Source organism: Bacteroides sp. f07 (genome assembly GCF_042854785.1).
GTDB lineage: Bacteria > Bacteroidota > Bacteroidia > Bacteroidales > Bacteroidaceae > Bacteroides.
Map to the genome: position 1 here is coordinate 1198767 of NZ_BAABXI010000001.1, position 21915 is coordinate 1220681.

A 21915-nucleotide genomic window follows, 5' to 3' on the forward strand; every position below is an offset into this window, starting at 1 on the left:
ATTATAATTTAAATTTCGGGTCCTTTTGGTAAACCTTGCTGTTATACTTATACAGGGCTGCACCGCGTTTGGAACACAGCTTATCTATTTTGTCCGTCTTTTCTATATAATCCATTCCGGCAACACGCTTACGGAAATTCCGCTTGTCCATCTCCTCGCCGTAAATGGCTTCATATAGGCTTTGCAATTGGGACAACGTGAAGAGTTTCGGCAATAAATTGAAACCGATAGGTTCGGAAGATGCTTTCTGTTTCATTAATTCCCGTGCTTTTTCTACCATCACAGGATGGTCGAAAATCAATTGGGGAAGTTCATTAATATTCACCCAGTAAGCATTGTGCTTCTTTACCAGTTTCCGGTCGTATTTATCAATATTGATTAATGCGTAGTATGCAACAGAGATTACCCGTTCTCCCGGGTCGCGGTCGACCGCCCCGAAGGTTCCCACTTGTTCCATATACACGTTTTCCAATCCTGTAAGTTCCGTCAGTACACGTTTGGCGGCATCGTCTACGCTTTCGCCGTTTTGTACAAAACCGCCCATTAGTGACCATTCGCCCATTGCCGGTTCGAAATTCCTTTTCAGCAATAACAGGCTTAATTCGCCTTCGTTAAAACCGAAGATGATACAGTCGATACCAAGATAGAAAGTAGGATTCGAGCTATAATAGTTATTCATTGTTTTGTTAATATGAGTTTTTATTTAATTACCAGAAATACCAGTAGAATGCACCTGTGATAGCCAGGATAATAACTGTATGGATAATATCCCAGTGATTCCAGCTTGCACGTGTAGCCGCTTTTTGTTCTTTGGTAGCCGTACCGAATACCAGTCCCTGGATTTTTTCGGTCGTCGGGGCTTCTGTTGCCAGGCTAACTACGATTACTACGATGATACAGAACAGGAACATCCATCCACAGAAGAACAACCAGTTCATATCGTAGAACAAATATTTGAATGTAGAATCTGCTACTTCGCCGGCATTGCTATAATATACTTTAGCACCGAGACGGGTCAAGCCGATTACCATACCGGATATCAATCCCCACATACCACCTTGGGCGGAAGTACGTTTCCAACAGATACCCAGCAAGAAGGCAGCGGCAATACCCGGAGCCAATACAGACTGAACGTCCTGCAAATATGTATAAAGGACATCACCCACGCTACGCATGATAGGAATCCAGAGGATACCCAGGATAACGATAACGATAGTTGCAATCTGACCGATACCTACCAGTTTCTTTTCCGGAGTTTCCGGTTTGAAACGTTTGTAGAAGTCGATAGTAAACAACATGGCAGATGAATTGAATAAAGAAGCCAAAGAACTCATCAAAGCGGCAAGAATACCACACACCACCAGACCTTTCACACCGGCAGGAAGTAATTTCGCTACTAATGTCGGGAAAGCGGCATCAGCATTTGCGGTCGTTCCGTCTGCGAGCATTGGTAGAAAACCTTCACCACCTGCACCGATATATTTCTGATGTAAAGCAAATGCAATCATACCCGGAATCAGGAACAGGAATACAGGCAACAGTTTCAGGTAAGCGCCAAAGATAGTACCACGGCGGGCTTCCTTTTCATTCTTTCCGGAAAGTACACGTTGTACGATAAACTGGTCAGTACACCAGTACCAGAAACCGATAATGGCGGAGCCAATCAAAGCACCCAACCAGGGGAAGTTCGGGTCATCATTGTTACGAATGAGGTTAGTCATTGAATCACCATAATCATTGACCGTTACGGCTCCGCAAATTCTCATCATTTCGTCCCATCCACCCAGTTCTTTGAAACCAAGCACAAGGATGATAAGTGAACCTAACAGAAGGATAGGAGTTTGTAGCACAGAAGTGTACAATACTGATTTCATACCACCGAAGATCGTATAAAGTGCAGTCAGAAGAACCAGTCCGATTGCTGCAATCCAGAAGAAATCAATACCCCAAAGTTCTTTGATGCCGAATACCTGCTGGAATACCAGACCGCCGGCATATACGGTAACAGCTACCTTTGTCAATACATAACTTACCAAAGAAATAACCGACAGGATTGTACGTGACTGAGGATTATAACGGCGTTCCAGGAATTCAGGCATCGTATATACCATGCTTCGTGTATAGAAAGGAACGAATACCCATCCCAAAATCAAAATCATCCATCCCTGAATTTCCCAGTGTGCCATAGCCATACCACTGGATGCTCCGGCTCCCGCCAGTCCGATTAAGTGTTCGGAACCGATATTTGATGCGAAGATAGAGGCGCCGATTGCGAGCCATGTCGCGTCGCGTCCGCCTAAGAAATAATCTGCCGAGTCATTTTGTTTTTGTCTGACTACCCAGACGATAATACCGATTAGAGCCAAAAAGAAGACCCCAATTACTAGCCAATCTAATGCTTCCACAATAAATATGATTTATGAGTTAATATTATTTCTCTACTGAGAATTTGAAAATACATTCGCTGTTGTATGTTTGTCCCGGTTCCAGAACTACTGAAGGCCAGTCTGCCTTGTTAGGACTGTCGGGATAGTGCTGTGTTTCCAGACATACGGAAGCACGTTGGTTGTAGATGATACCTTTCTTTCCGGTTACGGTTCCGTCGAGGAAGTTGCCTGTGTAAACCTGGATACCCGGTTCGTTGGTATAGACTTCCAGGGTAATGCCGCTTTCTGGAGAAGTCAGTTTGGCTGCTACCTGGGAAATGTCGCCTTTCGTGTTCAGTACCCAGTTATGGTCATATCCGTTTCCGTTTTTCAACTGGACGAAATCGTAGTTGTTGATTTCCTGTCCTACAGCTTTCGGAGTAGTGAAGTCCATCGGAGTGTCTTTTACCGAGGCTATCTCGCCTGTTGTCATAAAGGTGCTGTCTACAGGAGTATAGTAGTCTGCGTTTACATACATGATATTATCAGTTGAAGCTTGCGACGGATTACCTGCCAGGTTGAAGTAAGAGTGGTTGGTCATGTTGATAATCGTCTTTTTATCGGTAGTAGCGCTATATTTGATGTCGATAGCGTTGTCTTCGGTCAGTTGGTAAGTCACTTTTGCAGTTACATTGCCCGGGAAGTTTTCGTCACCATCCGGTGAAATACGAGTCAGCTCCAATGTCATCGGGTCAATAAGACTGGCTTCATAAACCTGGTATTGCCAGCCTTTCGGACCGCCGTGCAGACAGTGACCGAAGTTGTTTTGCGGCAATTGGATAGTGTCACCGTCTAAGACAAAACGTCCCTGGTTGATACGGTTGGCATAACGTCCGATAGAAGCGCCAAAATCGCTTGGTACATTAATATAATCAGCAATGCTGTCAAAACCTAAAACTACATCCTGCATCTTTCCGTTCTTGTCCGGCACCATGACAGACACGATGCGTCCCCCGAAGTTAGTGATGCATACTTCCATGCCTGCCTTATTCTTTAATGTATAAAGATTCGTTTGGGCATTGTTCACTTCTGTTTGAAAATTCACCGGGTCAAGACCGGATAAAGTCAGCTCGGAAGCCGGCTTTTTATTGCATGCTGACAGCATCAGTGCTGCAATTCCTGCAAGTAGAAAATGTTTTTTCATGGTTTTATTTTTAATGTAAATGAGATGCTTACTTTAATTTGGGTGTAAAAGTAACACTTTAGTTCGGTGTATCAAATACACTCTTATATGTTATGCAGCATAAAAGAGAAAAAAACTGCTTCTGGGTATCAAAATTCCGGAAGCAGTTTCTTGAAGATTATCAATGAGCGTTTATTGGATTTTCTTTCCCCAATAAGTCTTTTGTGTACCGTGGGCAGCGTAAACGATGGTATGTGTCCTGGGAGTTGCTTCCCAGTCTACTTCACGTTGCAGGTAAAGTACGACTCCGGCGCTTGTGGTTATTGTTTGGGTAGCTTCATCAAATGTCCATGTGGCACTTTTCCAGCTACCGGAAGTTATTTTATGAGTACTGAGGTCATAAGTCATTGTCTCAGAAGTTCTTTGGTCGCTTGTATTGGTTGTTAATGCTAAATGTTCCCAATCTCCTGCTATTTCGGCTTCTGTGATAGGTACTTGTGGCACTGCTCCGTATCTTTCGGGCATAACGAGAGGCCAACCATTGGCATCCCAACGGATACTGCGGACATGTCCCATCATGATGGCGTTTGAGTGTTCATTGCCACCTACATTCACAGGGAAACGTCCTTGAGAGGTATAGTACCAATTGCCTTCTCCATCATCGAATATACCACAGTGAGAGATACCTACCCAACCGTAGCTATTATTGAACTTGTAAGGGGCAGTCAGTATCGGATATAGCTCGCTGTTACCCATGGCAGAGTTTCCGTCTATATCTACGTAAGGTCCGTCAATGTTGGCAGAGCGGCAAACACGTGTGTTGTATTCTACGGATAATGTGCCATAAGCCAGGAAAAGATAATAATAACCGTTGCAATAAATAATTTCCGGTCCTTCAGATGCTTGCCAGCGGCTGCTACCACGTTTGGCTATGATTTTTCCATAGCCGGAGTTATCATCTCCCGTAATATTCCAGGGTTTGCCTAAAGCATTTAGTGGCTTGCCATCTTCCAGATTTAGTTGTAAAGCAGCGATACCACTATGCCATGAACCATAGATCAACCAATGTTCATTATTGGTAGTTATAATATAGGTAGGGTCGATTGCATTGATTTTGAAATATGCATTCCAATCACCCGTACTGCTACGTCCGTAATCCGTCATTCCTTTGTCACTGGCAGAACATACTACATAACCTTTATCCTCCCATATATTGCTTGCCGGGTCGGAAGTTTCCATTAATCCGATAAAGGCACGTTCTGTCCATGAATTGTCGAAGTTTCCATTGTTTTCAATTTCCGGCTTACCGGTTTTGATATAGTTGGTTATAACGATAGAGTAATACATACGATACTTGCCTGCGGATACTTTTCGTGCCACTGGTGCCCAATATCCGTAAGAAGGATTGTCAATCGGTTCTAAACCCATTTCCTGTCTATATGCGTTTAGTTTTTCTTTAATCCATGCCGGGGGAGTTTCGCTCATGGTTGCTCCGAGGTATTCCCAGTTGACCAGGTCCTTGGAACGACGTGCGTGGAAGTGCCCGTTTCCGTTATGTGCATTTCCATAGGAGGCGTCTGTTTGATACATATAATAATATCCGTCATCCGCTTTCATCACTGTGGGGTCATGAACGTTGGCCAGGTTCCATTTATTGCGTTGGTTCCAGGTAGCTATTCCCACATAGTTGTCTTCATAGGTGGGTGCCACGTAGTTTTTGAGTTGTTCGTCAAGGCTTTGGCTTTCTGTTGTTGCCGTGAGCACATCCGAGTAGGTATAACGGCTGTTACCGTAGACATAAGCACGGATATAGTAAGAGGTATTGCCCGTCAAGCCGGAAATCGTGGCGCTGAAATTCTCATCGGCGTCCACTATGTTGTCTTTGATGGTTGGTTTTGGGGCATTGACACTGTAGCAAAAGCCCTTCTTGACTACGTTATTCAGATTACCGGTAACCAAAGAAGTGACAGCCAGCGAGGTGCCTGTGGTTGCAGTTACTTCGGGAGTGGCTATGGCTATATCGCTGTTTCTATTGTATTCTATATTGTCCAGCCCATCGGAGCAAGCTACAAAAGCAAAGACCGCCGGCAAGGATATTAAGAAAAATGTTAGTTTTTTCATTTGATTGGTAAGTTTTTGAAATGATAAAGAAAATAATAGTTGTTCTTATTCATTGAAGACGAGATGAGCTTTCTCGACAGATAATGTAAAGCATAGGTCATTGGGGTCTATGGTATTGATACCCAAATAATACTGGGTAGAGGTTGTGCCTTTGGTCCCTACCATCACTGCCTGAATGTCGGCGGTGCTATTGCCGCAATTGGTTACGTAAACCGTGACTTTGGCTCCATTCATACCGGAAAGCCAAGTGCTCCAGTCGCCTTGTGTTCCGCCATTAACGCAGGCGGCATATCCGTTGCCCAATCCGAAGTTGTCGGCGCGAACAAATGCGTATTCGTCAGTGGTTATGCTTTTATGGAGAAAAACAAGGAAGTTGTTCCAGTTGTCAGCCAAATCGCTGTAGTTAGTGAAGGCGATGTATTTTGTCTTGCCCACAGGTACGTTGAATATGTCTGAGGAGGCTCCGTGGAAGCCCGTTGAGTTATCTTCGGCTCCTACCATGTTGGCTGTGTTTCTCACTTCAGAAACTGTAGATTCGGAGACAGTAATCTCTACTGTTGTGGTGACTTCTTCTCCGGCAGTAATGGTAACGGTCTGAGTGCCGGTCTTTGCAGAAACGGAAGAGAAGCTGAGTCTCGCGTTGTCAATGATTCTTGTACTTTGGTCGGTGTAAGTTGCCGTAACTACCATACCTGTTGGGTCGAAGGCCATCGTCCGGTTCGCCAAATTCTCGGTGGCTGCCGAGGTGTAATAAAAGTATTGTGTGTGCAAGGGTGGGGTAGTCACCTCGATGGATGCAATCTGTTCCACTGCTTCAAAAGTAGTATTGGCCATAATCGGCTTGTCGCAATTCTCACCCTTAAAGGTCTTGTTGTAGATGGCCACAAGGGTTTTCACGCCCGGTTGCTCCATATCGGGGATGGCAGAGATAGAGAGTTCGGCGGCCGGTATAGTCTTGGTCACTCCCTCTTCAAAGGTGACGATGGCCGAGACATTGGCCATGGTCTCTTCGAGCGGAGTACCTATGTTGACTTGAGCGGGTACGTCCTGCAGTACCATTGATACCGGATTCTTGTCTAGGGCAGATGTAAGGCCTCCAATAGGGACGATGTTGGTTTGCAAGAAGTCGATGTAAGAGCCTTCGGTAACCAAGAAGCAGCGGATATTGGCGTTGCTTGCATCAGCGTTTAGATTTTCTTCCTTGTATGGTTGCTTGTAAGTTTTAGTCACCTCGCTGTTGGTTATCTTTACGGTGAAAGCACTTTCGCTGGTGCGATCTATGGTAAGTGTCACCTTACCGCCCAATTTCTGTACATTGGCATCTATGTTGCTTTCGTCGGGACTGAAAATTAACGTACTCGAGATGTATTGCCTATCGATATAATCGCCCCACTCGGAATTGAGGGCTGCTGCGAAGTCAAAGCGGATGGCTCCGTATTCAATGTATCCTGTACCTCCACGATCTGCATCGTTGGTGATTACAAGGACAAAGTTTTTGTAATACGTGTTATCGGCCGGGTTGATGTGGAGGTTGAACACCGCATTCCACTTTTCGCCATCGGGTACCACGTAATACTTGGAGAAAGCAGCCCACCAACCGGAGGTGAAATCTGTATTTCCGATGGTGTACACATCTTCTTGCATGCCCTCAAGCACCTCCTCTTCCGGTTGTTTCTTCGAATCTTCAATTTCCTGTATCTTATCGGAAATCCAGTCGGGGGCGTTTACGTCATAAAGTTCGCCATCCGTACAGCCTGTCAATGCCAGTAACCCAAAGGTTACGGAATAGCAAGCGTATGCTATTTTTTTTAGTAATCTCATTGTCTTAATTTTTAATAGGTAATGGGTTGAGACCTCTTCTAAGTTTATTTACTTGCTTAAATTTACAACCGGACGCACTTTACACCCGCTTTCCCGGAAGTAACTGGAGTTATCTGTACTATAGTTGGCAGAGTTGCCTTTCAGATTCGGATTGTTGTTCATCAACTGCTGCACAATGGGCAGGAATTCGTGTCCGGATATGTAGGTGTCGAAAGTGCTCTTCAGTTCAGAATCGTTTGCTATATCGCTGTAGTTCACAGGATCCTTTACTCCCACTGTAGAGCGGCGTACCGTGCCGTGTTTCTTGAGTTGCTGCAAGCGGCCGCTGTCATAGAAGAAGCCCCAGCGGATGAGGTCGAAGCCTCGGCCAAATTCGCAGCCGAACTCCTTAGGACGTTCCACATTGGCTATCTGTTCAAAGAGTTTGTCAGCCGTGTCGAAGTCTTCGAGTTTTAAGTCTGCCAGACCGACGCGCCCACGCACCTCGTTGATCCAGTCGATAGCTTGCTGTGTGGGACCATTGACCTCGTTTTCGCATTCGGCAGCACGTAGCAGCACATCGGAATAGCGCATCAGGCGCAGGTTGATGCCATCGTGCAATCCTGTAATGATAGTGCTATACAGACCGGTACGGAGATTTGTGAATTTGGCAATCGGCAAACCGCCATAAGTGTTGTTGGTCACGATGTTGTCGGTGGCTGTAAGTGTATGCGTATAAGCTACATTACCATACTCGAAATCCGCCCAGTCATTTTCGTAGGTTCCGATAGTCCAATAGAGCCTGGGATCGAGTTTACCATTGGTAGTACGTTCGCTTTTGAAGAGCTGATAGAGCCATGGAGAAGCCGAAATATCGGCCCATCCTCCGTAGTTGCCGGGACCAAAGTTGCTCTCAATGGCCGAACCTTGTGTAGCATTGGGGCTTGTATTAACCGGAGTCCACTCGTCGTCGGTGCCTTGCGAACCATAGTCGAGGTACTGCACTTCGAAGAGACTTTCTGCATTGTTCTCGTATGCCGAACCTTCTCGGAAGTTATCACCATAGTTGGGCATCAGCCGATAGGTGCCGTATTTCTTGCCGATGATATCTTTCAGCACCGTGAGTGCATCGCTGTATTTCTGGCGCATCATTAAGGCACGGGCATAATAGCCCGCCGCAGCACCGCAGGTGGCGCGTCCGCCAGCCCATTCACCGCCTTCATCACGGGAAGGAAGCAATGCCATCGCCTCATGGAAATCTTTTTCCACCTGATCGAGTACGTCGTTGTATGTGCTGTTGGAGGTATAAAGTCCGTCCAATGATGAATAGGTGGCATAATCTGTGATGAGGGGTGGATTCTGATAATAACCAACCAAGTTGTAGTACGATAGGCCGCGTAGGAAAAGCACTTGTCCTTTGATGCGTTTCATTTTATCAGAAAGTAGGCTGTTGTCCTCACCGCAACGCGAAATGGCGAAGTTGCATACGTTGATGGTGTAGTACCATTCCCGCCAAGGCCACCATGTGATGTCCGAGGTGACTTCTGCGTTAAGGTCATCGAAAGGGAGATACCACACTTGTGAAGAGTTCCAGGCTTCATCGCCACGGCACACGTCGATGGTGTAGCCTACACGGGCATAGGAACCCTCCATACGGATGTGGTTGTAGGCAGCAATCACGCTTTCCTCCAAATCATCGGCATTGAAGCCGAAAGTACTTGAGGTTTGCTGGTTGGGATTCAACAAATCCATTCTGTCACTGCAAGAAAACAGCGTGCTAAATCCCAAAATGAGAGCAAGTGAATATTTATTTAGTTTCATAAGAAATGTTTTTAGTATTTGGTACTAGATAGTAACGATTAGAATGTAAAGTGAACGCCACACATGAAAGTGCGTGCAGTAGGATAAGAACAGAAGTTGTATCCCGGGGTGAAAGTTCCTCCCGCATAGTCTACATTATAACCGTGATAGCCGGTGAATGTGTGAAGATTCTGTGCTGATACGTATAAGCGTACATCAGATACATATTTACCGAACCACTCGTTGGGGAAGTTGTAGCCTAATTCTACATTGGCAATCTTCCAGTAGGCTGCGTTCTGAATCTTGCGTGAGCTGAAGAGGTCGTTCCAACCCAAGCTGGCACTGTTGGTGACATAGGTGCGTGGCACGTTGGAAAGGTAAGTGCTACCGTCTTCGCTAAAGCGGTTGGCATCGAGCATACCCACCTCTTTGTTTCCCCAGCCGTAGCAAGAGTTAAGCGAGTTGTAGATGTCGTCGCTGACGTGATAGTTCAGCGCACCGAAGGTAGCAATGCTCAAGTCGAAACGCTTGTATTCAAAACGGGCATTAAGGCCGAAATGAATCTTAGGCATACCGCTGCCCAGCACCACTTGGTCGTTGGCGTCTATTTTACCGTCGGGTTTACCGTCCGGTCCGCTTACGTCCTTATAGAGGCAGTCACCAATCTGGGCACCCTCTTGAGTGGCGTGGTTGTCCAAGTCTTCCTGTGTGCGGGCAATGCCCTCATAAGCCCAGCCGTAGAACTGGCCTATTTCTTGGCCTACATTGGTAATGTATGCTCCGGAGATGTAAGAGTCGGTACCAAAGCCTAGCGAAGTTACGCGGTTGCGCAACGTGCTGAGATTGGCCGAAATTTCATACTTGAAGTCACGATCGCGGTTACGGTAGGTAGCCGAGAACTCAAAACCGGAGTTGTTCATCGAGGCGGCATTCATCGTAACGGTGGTATTGGATACACCGGCCTGTTCGGGAACAGGGACAGCATATAGCAGGTCTTCGCTGGTATTCTTGTACCATTCGGCTGTGAATTCCAAGCGATTGTTAAACAAGGCAAGGTCGATACCCACGTTGTAGGTCTTCTTTTTCTCCCATGCCAAGTTATTGTCCACAAAAGTGGAAACGGCAGAACCGGTCACTACGTTACCGTTGAAATTGTAAGTCATGTTGTTGCGCGACATGACAGCCTGATACATATACTCACCGATATTCTCGTTACCGAGTTCACCATAGCTGGCACGCACCTTGAACAGGTTTACGATATTTTGGTCGAAAGGGAAGAATTTTTCCTTGTCGAAACGCCAACCCACAGAGACGGAAGGGAAAGTTCCCCAACGGATATTTCTGGTCAGGCGGGAACTGCCATCCCGGCGCACTGTTGCCGAGAATAAGTATCTGTCATCGTAATTGTAATTGATACGACCGATGTAAGAGAGGATTGAATGCTTGTATTCGTAGCTTTCAGAATACGTATCGGAAGCATTCTGGAGTTGTAGGAAATAAGGTTCGGTGAAGTTGATTCCCCATCCGGTCAGCAGGTCGGTGTCTTCTTCTTCGTAACTCTGGCCTGCCAATACGTTGATATGATGCTTGCCTATCGTGCCATCGTAAGTAATCACGTTCTCTATTAAAGCATCCGAATAGTCGCGCGACCCTTTGGTGAGTCGTTCGTTGCTCTTGGCCAAGTACACACGGTTGCTTTGTACCCATGCAGGAATCCAAGTAAAGTCCTTGCAATGGGTTTTGCTGTAAGAGAGGTTGACTTTATAGTTGAGCTTATGATTTTTGTTGTCAACGCCAATCATTTTGAGGATATCCACATCGGCAGATCCGGTTCCCACGAAACGATCCACGCGAGTGTTGCGTTTCAGCAGGTTATTTACCAGCAACGGGTTGGAAGCGGAGATGTCACCATGCACGGTATCGTAGTATACGCCGTAGCCGTAAGCGTCATAATTGAAGTTGTTGGCGATTCCCACCAAGTTATCAAGTACCCATGTAGAAGAATCGTATGCCTTGATGGTGGGCTGCATCAGTAAAGTGCCACGCAGCACGTTGGTAACATCACCATACAAGCCTTGAACGTATTCGGAAGCATTCGACAAGCCCATGTTGTCTTGGTCGGAGTGGGAGTAAACAAGGCTGGTCTGGAACTTTATGAACTTGGTCTCCATGGTGTTGTTGACACGCGCCGTATAACGTTCGTAGTTAGGGCCGGCACCTTCGAGAGTCCCTTTTTGGTTGAAATAGTCTAATGATATATTATAGGTGTTATGGGCACCACCTCCGGAGAGGTTCACATTGTGGTTTTGACGGATACCCGTTTTGAATACCTCGTCAAACCAGTTAGTGTTGGTGTCATCTTGGAAATGGTATTTTCCGGTTTCGCTGTCAAGCTTGTATCCCGTTGGCAACGGAGTGTTGGAGTTTGCGGCCGCCTGACCAATGTACTGGCTGTACTGGTCAGCATTCATTACATCATAGACACCCTTAGGGATATTATCCACACCGAAGTATCCATTGTAATCCACTTTCAGCGGTTGGTCTTTTTGTCCGCGTTTGGTAGTGATGATAATCACACCATTGGCAGCGCGCGAACCGTAGATGGCAGCAGCCGAAGCATCCTTCAGTACTTGGATGGTTTCAATATCGTTTGAGGAGAAATCGCGAATGGAAGTTCCCATGGGAACACCGTCGATAACATAAAGAGGAGAGGTGTCGCCGAAAGACCCGACACCACGGATGCGAACGGTGGGATCGGCACCAGGCTGTCCGTCGGAGGTGACTTGCACACCGGAAACCTTACCTTCGAGCATGGTGGAGATGTTGGAGTTTGATGTCTGTTTCAAGGCTTCCGCATCTACCACGGCAACAGAACCGGTTAAGTCGGATTTCTTTTGTGTACCGTAACCTACGACAACCACTTGTTCAAGCATCTTATTATCGGCTTGCAACTGGATGCCTTCAATAATAGCACGATTGCGAACAGCCACTTCACGTTCCTTGAAGCCCACATAGCTTATCAAAAGGGTAGCGTTTCCGGGAACCTCCAGTTGGAAGTTTCCGTCTAAGTCGGTGATGGTTCCGCCTTGTCCATTTTTAACCCTGACGGTAGCCCCTGGCATGGGTTCACCTTGTTCGTCGATAACCTGACCACGAACCTTGATAGTCGGAGATTGTGCCACGGTAGCCATTGCAGGTGTAGGATACACCGCTATGCCGCCAAAGGTACACAGACTAAGCATTACGGAAAAAAATAAATGTTTCCTCATTTTTAAAAGTATTAAGGTTGTAAATTTGATGGATTAGATTGTTGTGCAATAGGGGAAAGGTTGAATTCAGCCGATGCTATGCACGATGCGACAGCCATTTTCTTGTCATTCTTCATAATATTAATATTAGATAAACTTTAAATGCATGGTTCTCTTCCAAAGGATTGAGCACCAATTGCATGGCAAAAATATGGCATTGATTGTAAATGAGGGTGGACAAACGTGTTTTAGAGGTGGATAAAAGTATTTTAAGTGTAAAAAGATACAGCTTATTATGTGGAATTATTGTTTTAGATAAAACTATTCTTCCTTATTAAGCAGTGAACTCGGTGTCGTATTGAAGTATTTGGTGAAGCACCTTGTAAAATATTTCGGATCATTGAACCCGACTTCATAAGATATTTCCGCAATATTCATATTCTTTGTTTCCCGATTCTTCAGAATCAGTTCGCGTGCTATATTCAATCGATAATTCCTGATAAACTGTCCGGCAGATTGTCCGATGAGGCTTTGCAGCTTTTTATTCAGCAGACTTTTGCTCACTCCGACCGCTTCGCTAAAATCACTTACCTCAAAATAAGAATTCTTATAATTCTCCTTGATGACCTCCATTACATGATTCAGAAACTTCTTATCTCCGGATTCCTCTTTCATATTTAGCACATCCACATCCATGTTGAGTGTGAATTTTCGCTGATACCGCTTCCTGTTTTCCAAGATATTCTGAATGCGTGTCAAGAGCAAAGTCTCATCAAATGGCTTCAGCAGATACTCATCCACTCCCATACGATAACTTTCCAGGCGTGTCTCTTGCGAGGTCTTGGCAGTCAGCATCAAGAAAGGTATGTGTGAAATGGCAAAAGTATCCTTCACTCGGTGGGAGAGCTCAATGCCATCCATAACAGGCATCATCAAGTCACTGATGATAAAATCCACCGGGGTGCTGTAAAGAATATTTAGCGCCTCTTCGCCGTTTGACGCCTCCAGTACATTGTACTGTTCACGGAGAATGGAACGGATGTATCTCCGCATATCTACATTGTCTTCTACCACTAGAATCGTCAAAGCTTCTTTCTCTTTGGAGGGCTCAGAAGCCGGGACAGGATTGGATGAAGAACCGTTAGAATCAATGATTATTAACTTATCATCCTTTTCTTCTTCCTGTTGCAAGGGGAGGAGAAGGCGGAAAGAACAGCCCGCAAGGCGATTGTTACGCACTTTGATTTCTCCACCGTGCATCTGCACGATTCGTTTGCAGAGATAAAGGCCTATACCTGTTCCCGCCTGTCCATAAACCGGATACTTCACTTGGTTCTGCGATTGATAGAAACGATTGAAAATCCTGTTCAGGTCTTCTTCCGGAATGCCCGGTCCCGTATCTCCGACACATATATATAAAGATTCTTTTCCACTCTTACTAGATGGTAGGGAAGATATATACAGTGAGACAGTACCTCCATTCGGCGTAAACTTAATTGCATTACTCAACAGATTAGTCACCACTTTACGCATTGCCTCTTCATCATACAGAATCTCCGGTGTTTCCATCCGGTAATATCGTTTCAGCACGACATTCCTTTCCCCTGCAAACACTTCGAAAGGAGTGATTAGCGAATCAATGAATTTCAGAAAATTCCCCCGCGTCTTGACAATTTCCAGTTTGCCGGATTCCACTTTGCGAAAGTCCATCAACTGATTGACCAGAGACAACAAATACTTCGAATTGCGCTCTACGAAATGAAGTTGTTCAATCACCTGCGGATTATAACTCAACTTCAATGCACGCTCAATAGGCCCGATAATCAACGTAATCGGCGTTCGGAACTCATGTGTGATATTCGTAAAGAAAGAAATCTTATCAAGTGTCAGCTCCTGCACTTTGCGCGACATTCGGATCAACTGTGCTTTCTGTTTCGTAATTTTCTCATTCTGTTGGGTCAGCATCCGGTTCTGCCGTGATAGTTCTTCGGTCTGATTCTCCAACAAATGTTTCTGTTGCTCCAGTTCGTGCGTGCGTTCTTCCACCGTGCGATGCAAATACTCCTTCTGCCGTTTCAGCGTGCGAATTCTCCATTGGTAAAATTGCCATACAATCACAAGCACGAGAATGATGATTAATAGAATGAACCATACAGTCTTATAAAAGTAAGGGACAATTGTGATGTTCAACTCCGTTACATTTTCCCCTTCATTTTCTCTGTCAGGGGTATATCTTACCTGCAGCGTATAATTTCCCGGAGGCAAATTTGTGTAACTGGCAAAACGGCGATTGCCGGGCACATGCACCCATTTTTCATCAAATCCGAGCAGCCGGTAGCTGTAAATAGCCGTGTTGCTCGCTTCAAAATTGAGTGCTGAAAATTCTAAAGAAAACGATTTCTCCTTCTCGTGTAGCCGTAACTCACTAGTGATAGCAATATCTTCAGGCAAATATTCGTTTCCTGGCAAAATCTCCTCATTACCAATCCTCAAGCGTGTGAAACGAACCTTGACGGCAGGAAGAGAAATGGCGGGACGATTACTCTCGATAGCCACCAATCCGCCTACGCTGCCGAAATAAAGTAAATCTTGTCCCGAACGTGTCGAACGGCAAGAGGCGTTCCAGTAAAACTGGGTGTCAATCAACCCATCCTGAGAAGTATAATTGATAAAGCGATTCTCTTCCGGATGATAGCAGGAAAGGCCATTATTTGTCCCAATCCAAAGATGGCCGTCGCTGTCTTCCAATATGCCGCGCACACTATTGTTGGGCAACCCTTGAGAAGTACTGTAAGATACGAATATTTCCTTACCCTGTTTGTCTATTGTCCGTTTGTAAATACCGTATCCGTTACTTCCCAGCCACAGAGTACCATCTTTGGTTTCAAAGAAACAGGTGATTTTTTCAATCAGATGTGAGTCGGGATCATCCAGTTTAAAATTCAGATGCCTGTGCTGAAACTCCCCTGCGGATGTGCGTGAGTGGAGATCGATGATGTACACACCTTCCATGCATCCTATCCAGAGTTTCCCGTTTTTATCAATTATAGAACCGATGCAGCCGTGAATATTTTGCGCCACTCTGTTTGCCAGGGGAGCGCAGATTTTTCCGGTAGCCATTTCGTAAAAATAAAGTCCTTGATTGGCTCCTATCCATACACCATTATTTATAGGGTCGTATGTCAGCGAACCGATAAAGTCGATTGGAAATCCTCCGCTTGTCTGAGAAGAAATTACTTTCAGCACTTGTCGGGGAGCTTTCAAGTCAAGCAAATTGATACCTCCGCCCCAAGTTCCTATCCATAGATGGTCGTCTTGATCGGCTGTCAATGCACTGACAGAATTATGGCTCAGTCCCTCACCTTCACGGGTGAAATGAGTAAACTGCTCGTTGTTATGCTCTTTCCGGTTCAGTCCGCCTTCTACGGTGCCTACCCATAATGTGCCGTAAATATCTTCATAAACGGCATTTACCGGATTGTAGGACAAGCTCGACGGGGTTTCTTTGTCGTGTTTATAGTTACGTATGGATAACCGTCTTGGACTCAGCATATTGATACCGCCGGTTTCTGTTCCGAACCAGATATGATCCTCTTCAGATAGTATGTCATTGATAAAGTTACTGTTCAGCAGATTGGAACTTCCATTCTGAAGGCCATAGGATGCGATGCGTTCAAAGTCATCGGTCATTGGGTTATAGATGTTCACACCGCACAAGGTGGCAATAATCAATTGTTTATCATTTGTGATAGCTAGGTCGGTCAGATAGTTTTGTGAAAGCGAACGGGGATTAATCGGGTCGTGTTCGTACCGTTTGACGACGTTCCCGTTTTTATTATATCGGAACAGTCCCCGGTCAGTAGAAACCCATACCTCGTTTTCCTTCATTAGAAAATCGGATATATAGGTTCCGGACTCGAATTTTAGGCATTCGGCGATGGGGATGGCTGTCAGTTTTCCTTGTGAGTCCCAATCCACTTTAAGTATTTCACCATTGATTCCCGCCCATATCTTACCGTCTTCGTCAATATCCTGAAGAGCGATATTCGGTCCGTTCAGGGCAACGGGATCGAGAGTGGAAACAGATTTTACTTCTCCTTTTTCGTTAAATTCAATACGATTGAGCTTATTGGCGCAATGTAACCAGATGCAACCTTTAGAATCTTTCATGACGTGCGCAGCCGGCTGATTCAAGACGTTTTTCAATACCCCTTTGGCATCTCCCGGCAAGGTCGGTTTCAGGTTGGTGAGGTCAATGATATCCGTTCCTCCTTCCGACACCATCCAAAGTCTTTGAAATGAATCTTCGCATACATTAATAATAAAGTTACTTTTCAGTTTGCAATGAGGGGTATTGGGATTGTAATTCACAAATTCATAGCCATCGTAGCGCGAAACTCCGCCTCCGGCAGTTGAAATCCATAGAAATCCACGACTGTCTTTATATAAGTCATCTATGAAATTGTGGGGTAATCCGTTGTTCATTGTCACGTATGTGATGTTGTAGCGGTCGGCGAACCGTTCCTGTGCATGCATGTTCTTCCGGCCGGCAAAAAACAGAATATTATAAATTATAAGGAGTACGAATAGCTGTTTTTTCATGCGAGTACGTATTAATAAGAGCAAAGTTAAAAGATAATCTCAAATCGCAAAAGCGGAACGGGCTTCTTTTCGGCAGAATACAGGATTGTCCACCAATCGTGTTCGTATGTCCACCTTCAATAGGTGAAACTGGCCGTATTTTTGTAACATGATTGATGAACGAAAACACTGATGTTATGAAAAACTTGTTCTTGCCCGTCTTTTTAATTGCAGGCAGCTTGTTCGCAAGTTGCACTTCTGCTGTGTTTAAACCGATTCCTTCTGCGAATCCTTGGGATGACAATTATTTATCCGTAGCTAAAATGGAAGATTATCGCCAGTGGGGAACATATAATGTGCACGACCCGTCCTGTCGCAAACTGGGCGACTATTATTATATGTATTCCACTGACGCTATTTTCGGTGAAAACCGGAAGGAAGCCAAAGAAAAAGAAGTTCCTTTGGGATATATCCAGATGCGCCGTTCCAAGGATTTGGTACATTGGGAATTTCTAGGATGGGCTTTTCCCAAGATACCCGAAGAAGCTGTCCGGTGGGTACAGGCTCACGCGGGCGGACATGGGGCTACAAATATTTGGGCACCCTATATCATCCCCTACAAGGACAAATATCGTCTGTACTATTGTGTATCCGCATTCGGGCGTAAGACTTCCTATATCGGGCTTGCTGAATCTGTTTCTCCCGAAGGGCCGTGGACGCAAGTGGGTTGTACCGTAAAGACAGATGATTCCACTGCCATGAACGCCATTGATCCAAGTGTCATAGTAGACGAGGTCACCGGAAAATGGTGGATGCACTACGGCTCTTTCTTCGGCGGATTATACTGTGTAGAACTGAACCCTGAAACTGGATTGCCTCTGAAAAACGGAGACTTGGGGCATCTTGTAGCACGTCGTGCCAATTACAGGAAAGACAACCTCGAAGCACCGGAAATAATTTACAACCCTAATTTGAAACAATACTATCTGTTCACTTCTTATGACCCGTTGATGACAACCTATAATGTACGTGTCAGCCGTTCGGATGCCGCTGAGGGGCCGTTTGTCGATTATTCGGGAAAGGCGGTGAAAGATACGACCAATAATTTTCCGATACTGACCGCTCCCTATTGTTTTGAGAATCATCCCGGGTGGGCGGGTACAGCGCATTGCGGAGTTTTCTCCGATGGTGAAGGAAACTATTTCATGGCTCACCAAGGGCGTCTTTCTCCGCAAAACCAGTTGATGGTATTGCATATTCGCCAGTTGTTCTTTACACCGGACGGATGGCCGGTCGTTTCTCCCGAAAGATATGCAGGGACAGTTCCCCGTAAGTTCACCGAAGCGGACTTGGCAGGAGAGTGGGAGGTTATCCGTGTACAGGAACCCAAGTACGAACGCCAGTTGGAAGCCGGGCAAATCCTTTGGGGCGAAGGTGAATTGAAAGATGGTGAGTGGAATCTCTCAACCCGTATCAGTTTATTAAAGGATGGAACCTGCAAAGGGGAGATAACGGATGACGAATGGAAAATTGTGCAAATGAATGGAAATTGGTCCTTTTTGACCGAAAAACACCTATTAATGGTAAGATTGGGCAAAGAGGAAATTAAGAATCTGATTATCTTTGCAGGACACGATTGGGAGAATGAAACGGAAACCATTATCTTTACCGGGCTCGATAGCCGGGGACGTTCTGTCTGGGGAAAAAGAATCAAATAAACCAACTATAATTTTATATTGAAAACCATGAGAAGATACACAGAAATCTTGGCTGCATTAGCCATCTCTGCCGGAATGGCACTTCATGCGCAAACCAATGAAATGGTGATACAAACCATGAAGTTGGGAGCAGAAATCCAACCTACCATGTACGGACTCTTTTTTGAGGACATCAACTACGCTGCCGATGGTGGACTTTATGCCGAACTTGTCAAGAACCGTTCATTCGAGTTTCCTCAACATCTGATGGGCTGGAATACCTACGGGAAAGTGTCATTGATGGACGACGGCCCTTTTGAACGTAATCCCCATTATGTACGCCTTTTCGACCCGGGACACGCACATAAGCATACCGGACTTGATAACGAAGGCTTTTTCGGTATCGGCGTCAAGAAAGGAGAGGAATATCGTTTCTCCGTTTGGGCACGTCTGCCACAGGGAAGTACGAAAGAAACATTGCGGATTGAACTCGTAGATACCCAATCAATGGGCGAACGCCAGGCTTTTGCCACACAGAATCTTACCATTGACTCAAAAGAATGGAAAAAATACCAGGTAATCCTGAAACCGGGAGTAACCAATCCCAAATCCACACTCCGCATTTTCCTTACTTCCAAAGGAACCGTAGACCTGGAACACATTTCTCTTTTCCCGGTAGATACTTGGAAAGGACATGAAAACGGACTCCGCAAAGACCTTGCACAGGCTTTGGCGGATATTCATCCGGGAGTCTTCCGTTTTCCCGGCGGCTGTATTGTAGAAGGTACGGACCTGGAAACCCGTTATGACTGGAAGAAGTCAGTAGGTCCCGTGGAAAACCGTCCTTTGAACGAAAACCGTTGGCAATATACTTTTACCCACCGTTTCTTCCCGGATTATTATCAAAGCTACGGGCTTGGATTCTATGAATACTTTCTCTTGTCGGAAGAAATGGGTGCAGAACCTCTTCCAATTCTGAACTGCGGTTTGTCTTGCCAATATCAGAATGACGACCTGAAAGCTCACGTTGCAGTCTGCGATTTGGACAGCTATATTCAGGATGCACTTGACCTGATTGAATTTGCCAATGGCGACGTTAATACGACTTGGGGAAAAGTGCGTGCAGATATGGGGCACCCGGCTCCTTTCAATCTGAAATTTATCGGTATTGGTAACGAACAATGGGGCAAAGAATATCCCGAACGTCTCGAGCCGTTTATCAAAGCTATCCGTAAGGTGTATCCCGATGTGAAGATTGTAGGCAGCTCCGGCCCTAATTCCGAAGGTAAGGAATTCGATTACCTGTGGCCCGAAATGAAACGCCTGAGAGCTGATTTGGTGGACGAACACTTCTATCGTCCCGAAAGCTGGTTCTTAGCCCAAGGCGCACGTTATGACAACTACGACCGTAAAGGTCCGAAAGTCTTTGCCGGTGAATATGCCTGCCACGGAAAAGGAAAGAAATGGAACCATTTCAATGCCGCCTTGCTCGAAGCTGCTTTCATGACCGGACTGGAACGTAACGCTGACATTGTCCATATGGCTACTTATGCTCCGCTTTTCGCCCATGTGGAAGGCTGGCAGTGGCGTCCGGACATGATTTGGTTTGATAACCTGAATTCCGTACGTACCGTAAGTTACTATGTGCAGCAACTGTATGCACAGAACAAAGGGACGAATGTACTTCCGCTTACCATAGACAAGAAAAACGTGACAGGTGCCGAAGGTCAGAACGGACTCTTTGCTAGTGCCGTATATGATAAGGATAAGAATGAACTGATTGTAAAGGTTGCCAACACTTCGAATACTGCCCAACCTATTTCGTTGAACTTCGCAGGATTGAAGAAACAAGACGTATTATCGAATGGCCGTTGTATCAAGCTTCGCTCACTTGATTTGGACAAAGATAATACGCTTGAACAACCTTTTGCCATTACTCCGCAAGAGACTCCGGTATCCATTGAAGGACATGTATTTACAGCCGAATTGGAACCGAATACATTTGCTGTTTATAAATTCACGAAGAAATGATAAATAAGATTAGATTTGTAGTTTTCTCATTCGCACTGACAGCCTTTTCCGGACTGTCAGCGCAGAATGACACTACTTTTATTGCCAATGGCAATCCCATCATTCAATATAAATATACGGCGGATCCGGGAGCCATGGTACATGATGGAAAAGTATATATCTACGCCGGACACGATGAATGTCCGCCCCCCAAGGAACATTATCTGCTGAATGAATGGTGTGTCTTTTCCTCTCCCGACATGAAAACATGGACGGAACACCCCGTTCCTTTAAAAGCCAAGGATTTCAGTTGGGCAAAAGGTGAGGCGTGGGCAAGCCAGGTGATTGAACGTGACGGCAAGTTTTATTGGTATGTAACGGTAGAACACAATACGATTCCCGGTAAATCTATCGGTGTAGCCGTCTCAGATTCTCCGACAGGTCCTTTTGCAGATGCCCGCGGTTCGGCATTGGTTACCAATGACATGACCACCGAATATACCAAAATTCGGTGGGATGATATTGATCCGACAGTTTTTATTGACGATGACGGTCAGGCGTATCTTTATTGGGGAAACACCCAATGCTACTATGCCAGACTGAAAAAGAACATGATCGAATTGGACGGTCCGATTATTCCGGTTAGTCTTCCTCGTTTTACGGAAGCTCCCTGGATACATAAACGTGGAGACTGGTATTACCTCTCGTATGCTTCCGGATTTCCAGAAAAGATTTGCTATGCAATGAGCCGTAGCATTACAGGACCTTGGGAATATAAAGGCATCCTGAATGAAATTGCGGGTAACTCCAATACTAATCACCAGTCCATCATCGAGTTTAAGGGAGACTGGTATTTCATTTATCACAATGGTGGCATTAATACCGCCGGTGGCAGTTTCCGTCGTTCCGTTTGCATCGACCGTTTGTATTACAATGAAGACGGCACAATGAAGAGGGTACAGATGACAACAGAAGGCGTACAGTAAAAGAATAATAAGATTGGAGTTAGTTAAATCAATAGATAATAGGTTTTAGGTTTTCTTAATTGAGAAGAAGGGCGGCTACCGTGATGGGAAGCCGCCCTTCTTAGTTATTTAATCTTGAATAAT

11 protein-coding genes are annotated in these 21915 nt (G+C 45.4%); 3 read left to right on the forward strand and 8 right to left on the reverse strand.

The features are described from left to right. Nucleotide 1: 1 nt before the first annotated feature. The 8 genes from ACGHVY_RS04765 to ACGHVY_RS04800 all read right to left on the reverse strand — a co-directional run bounded on the left by ACGHVY_RS04765 (nucleotide 2) and on the right by ACGHVY_RS04800 (nucleotide 17120). A complete protein-coding gene (locus tag ACGHVY_RS04765) occupies nucleotides 2–679 on the reverse strand; it encodes an NrtR DNA-binding winged helix domain-containing protein (RefSeq protein ID WP_390597489.1) in 678 nt (225 codons plus the stop codon). 28 nt (nucleotides 680–707) lie between these two features. Next, nucleotides 708–2405, reverse strand: coding sequence for a sodium:solute symporter (locus ACGHVY_RS04770; RefSeq protein ID WP_390597491.1), 1698 nt, complete (start codon nucleotides 2403–2405; stop codon nucleotides 708–710). 25 nt (nucleotides 2406–2430) lie between these two features. Then, nucleotides 2431–3570: an aldose epimerase family protein gene (locus ACGHVY_RS04775; protein WP_390597493.1), complete on the reverse strand. Its 1140-nt coding sequence runs from the start codon at nucleotides 3568–3570 to the stop codon at nucleotides 2431–2433. 171 nt (nucleotides 3571–3741) lie between these two features. Continuing rightward, nucleotides 3742–5670: an arabinan endo-1,5-alpha-L-arabinosidase gene (locus tag ACGHVY_RS04780; RefSeq protein ID WP_390597495.1), complete on the reverse strand. Its 1929-nt coding sequence runs from the start codon at nucleotides 5668–5670 to the stop codon at nucleotides 3742–3744. Nucleotides 5671–5715: 45 nt separating this feature from the next. Further along, the gene (locus tag ACGHVY_RS04785) at nucleotides 5716–7491 is read right to left on the reverse strand and encodes a bacterial Ig-like domain-containing protein (RefSeq protein WP_390597497.1); all 1776 of its coding nucleotides are present in this window, start codon (nucleotides 7489–7491) and stop codon (nucleotides 5716–5718) included. 48 nt (nucleotides 7492–7539) lie between these two features. Beyond that, nucleotides 7540–9291: a RagB/SusD family nutrient uptake outer membrane protein gene (locus ACGHVY_RS04790; RefSeq protein ID WP_390597499.1), complete on the reverse strand. Its 1752-nt coding sequence runs from the start codon at nucleotides 9289–9291 to the stop codon at nucleotides 7540–7542. 38 nt (nucleotides 9292–9329) lie between these two features. Then, nucleotides 9330–12539, reverse strand: a complete 3210-nt coding sequence (locus ACGHVY_RS04795) for a SusC/RagA family TonB-linked outer membrane protein (RefSeq protein ID WP_390597501.1) — start codon at nucleotides 12537–12539, stop codon at nucleotides 9330–9332. Nucleotides 12540–12839: 300 nt separating this feature from the next. Next, nucleotides 12840–17120 (reverse strand): two-component regulator propeller domain-containing protein, encoded by a 4281-nt coding sequence (locus ACGHVY_RS04800; protein ID WP_390597503.1) that lies wholly within the window; start codon nucleotides 17118–17120, stop codon nucleotides 12840–12842. Between the two features lie 155 nt (nucleotides 17121–17275). On the opposite strand from ACGHVY_RS04800, the gene ACGHVY_RS04805 reads away from it, so the two are divergent. From ACGHVY_RS04805 to ACGHVY_RS04815, 3 genes are read left to right on the forward strand one after another with little or no spacing between them, the layout of a single operon-like run. Then, a complete protein-coding gene (locus ACGHVY_RS04805) occupies nucleotides 17276–18817 on the forward strand; it encodes an arabinan endo-1,5-alpha-L-arabinosidase (protein WP_390597505.1) in 1542 nt (513 codons plus the stop codon). Nucleotides 18818–18844: 27 nt separating this feature from the next. After that, nucleotides 18845–20827 (forward strand): alpha-L-arabinofuranosidase C-terminal domain-containing protein, encoded by a 1983-nt coding sequence (locus ACGHVY_RS04810; RefSeq protein ID WP_390597507.1) that lies wholly within the window; start codon nucleotides 18845–18847, stop codon nucleotides 20825–20827. Then, nucleotides 20824–21792, forward strand: coding sequence for a glycoside hydrolase family 43 protein (locus ACGHVY_RS04815; protein WP_390597509.1), 969 nt, complete (start codon nucleotides 20824–20826; stop codon nucleotides 21790–21792). Before ACGHVY_RS04810 ends, ACGHVY_RS04815 begins: the two co-directional genes overlap by 4 nt. Nucleotides 21793–21915 lie beyond the last annotated feature (123 nt).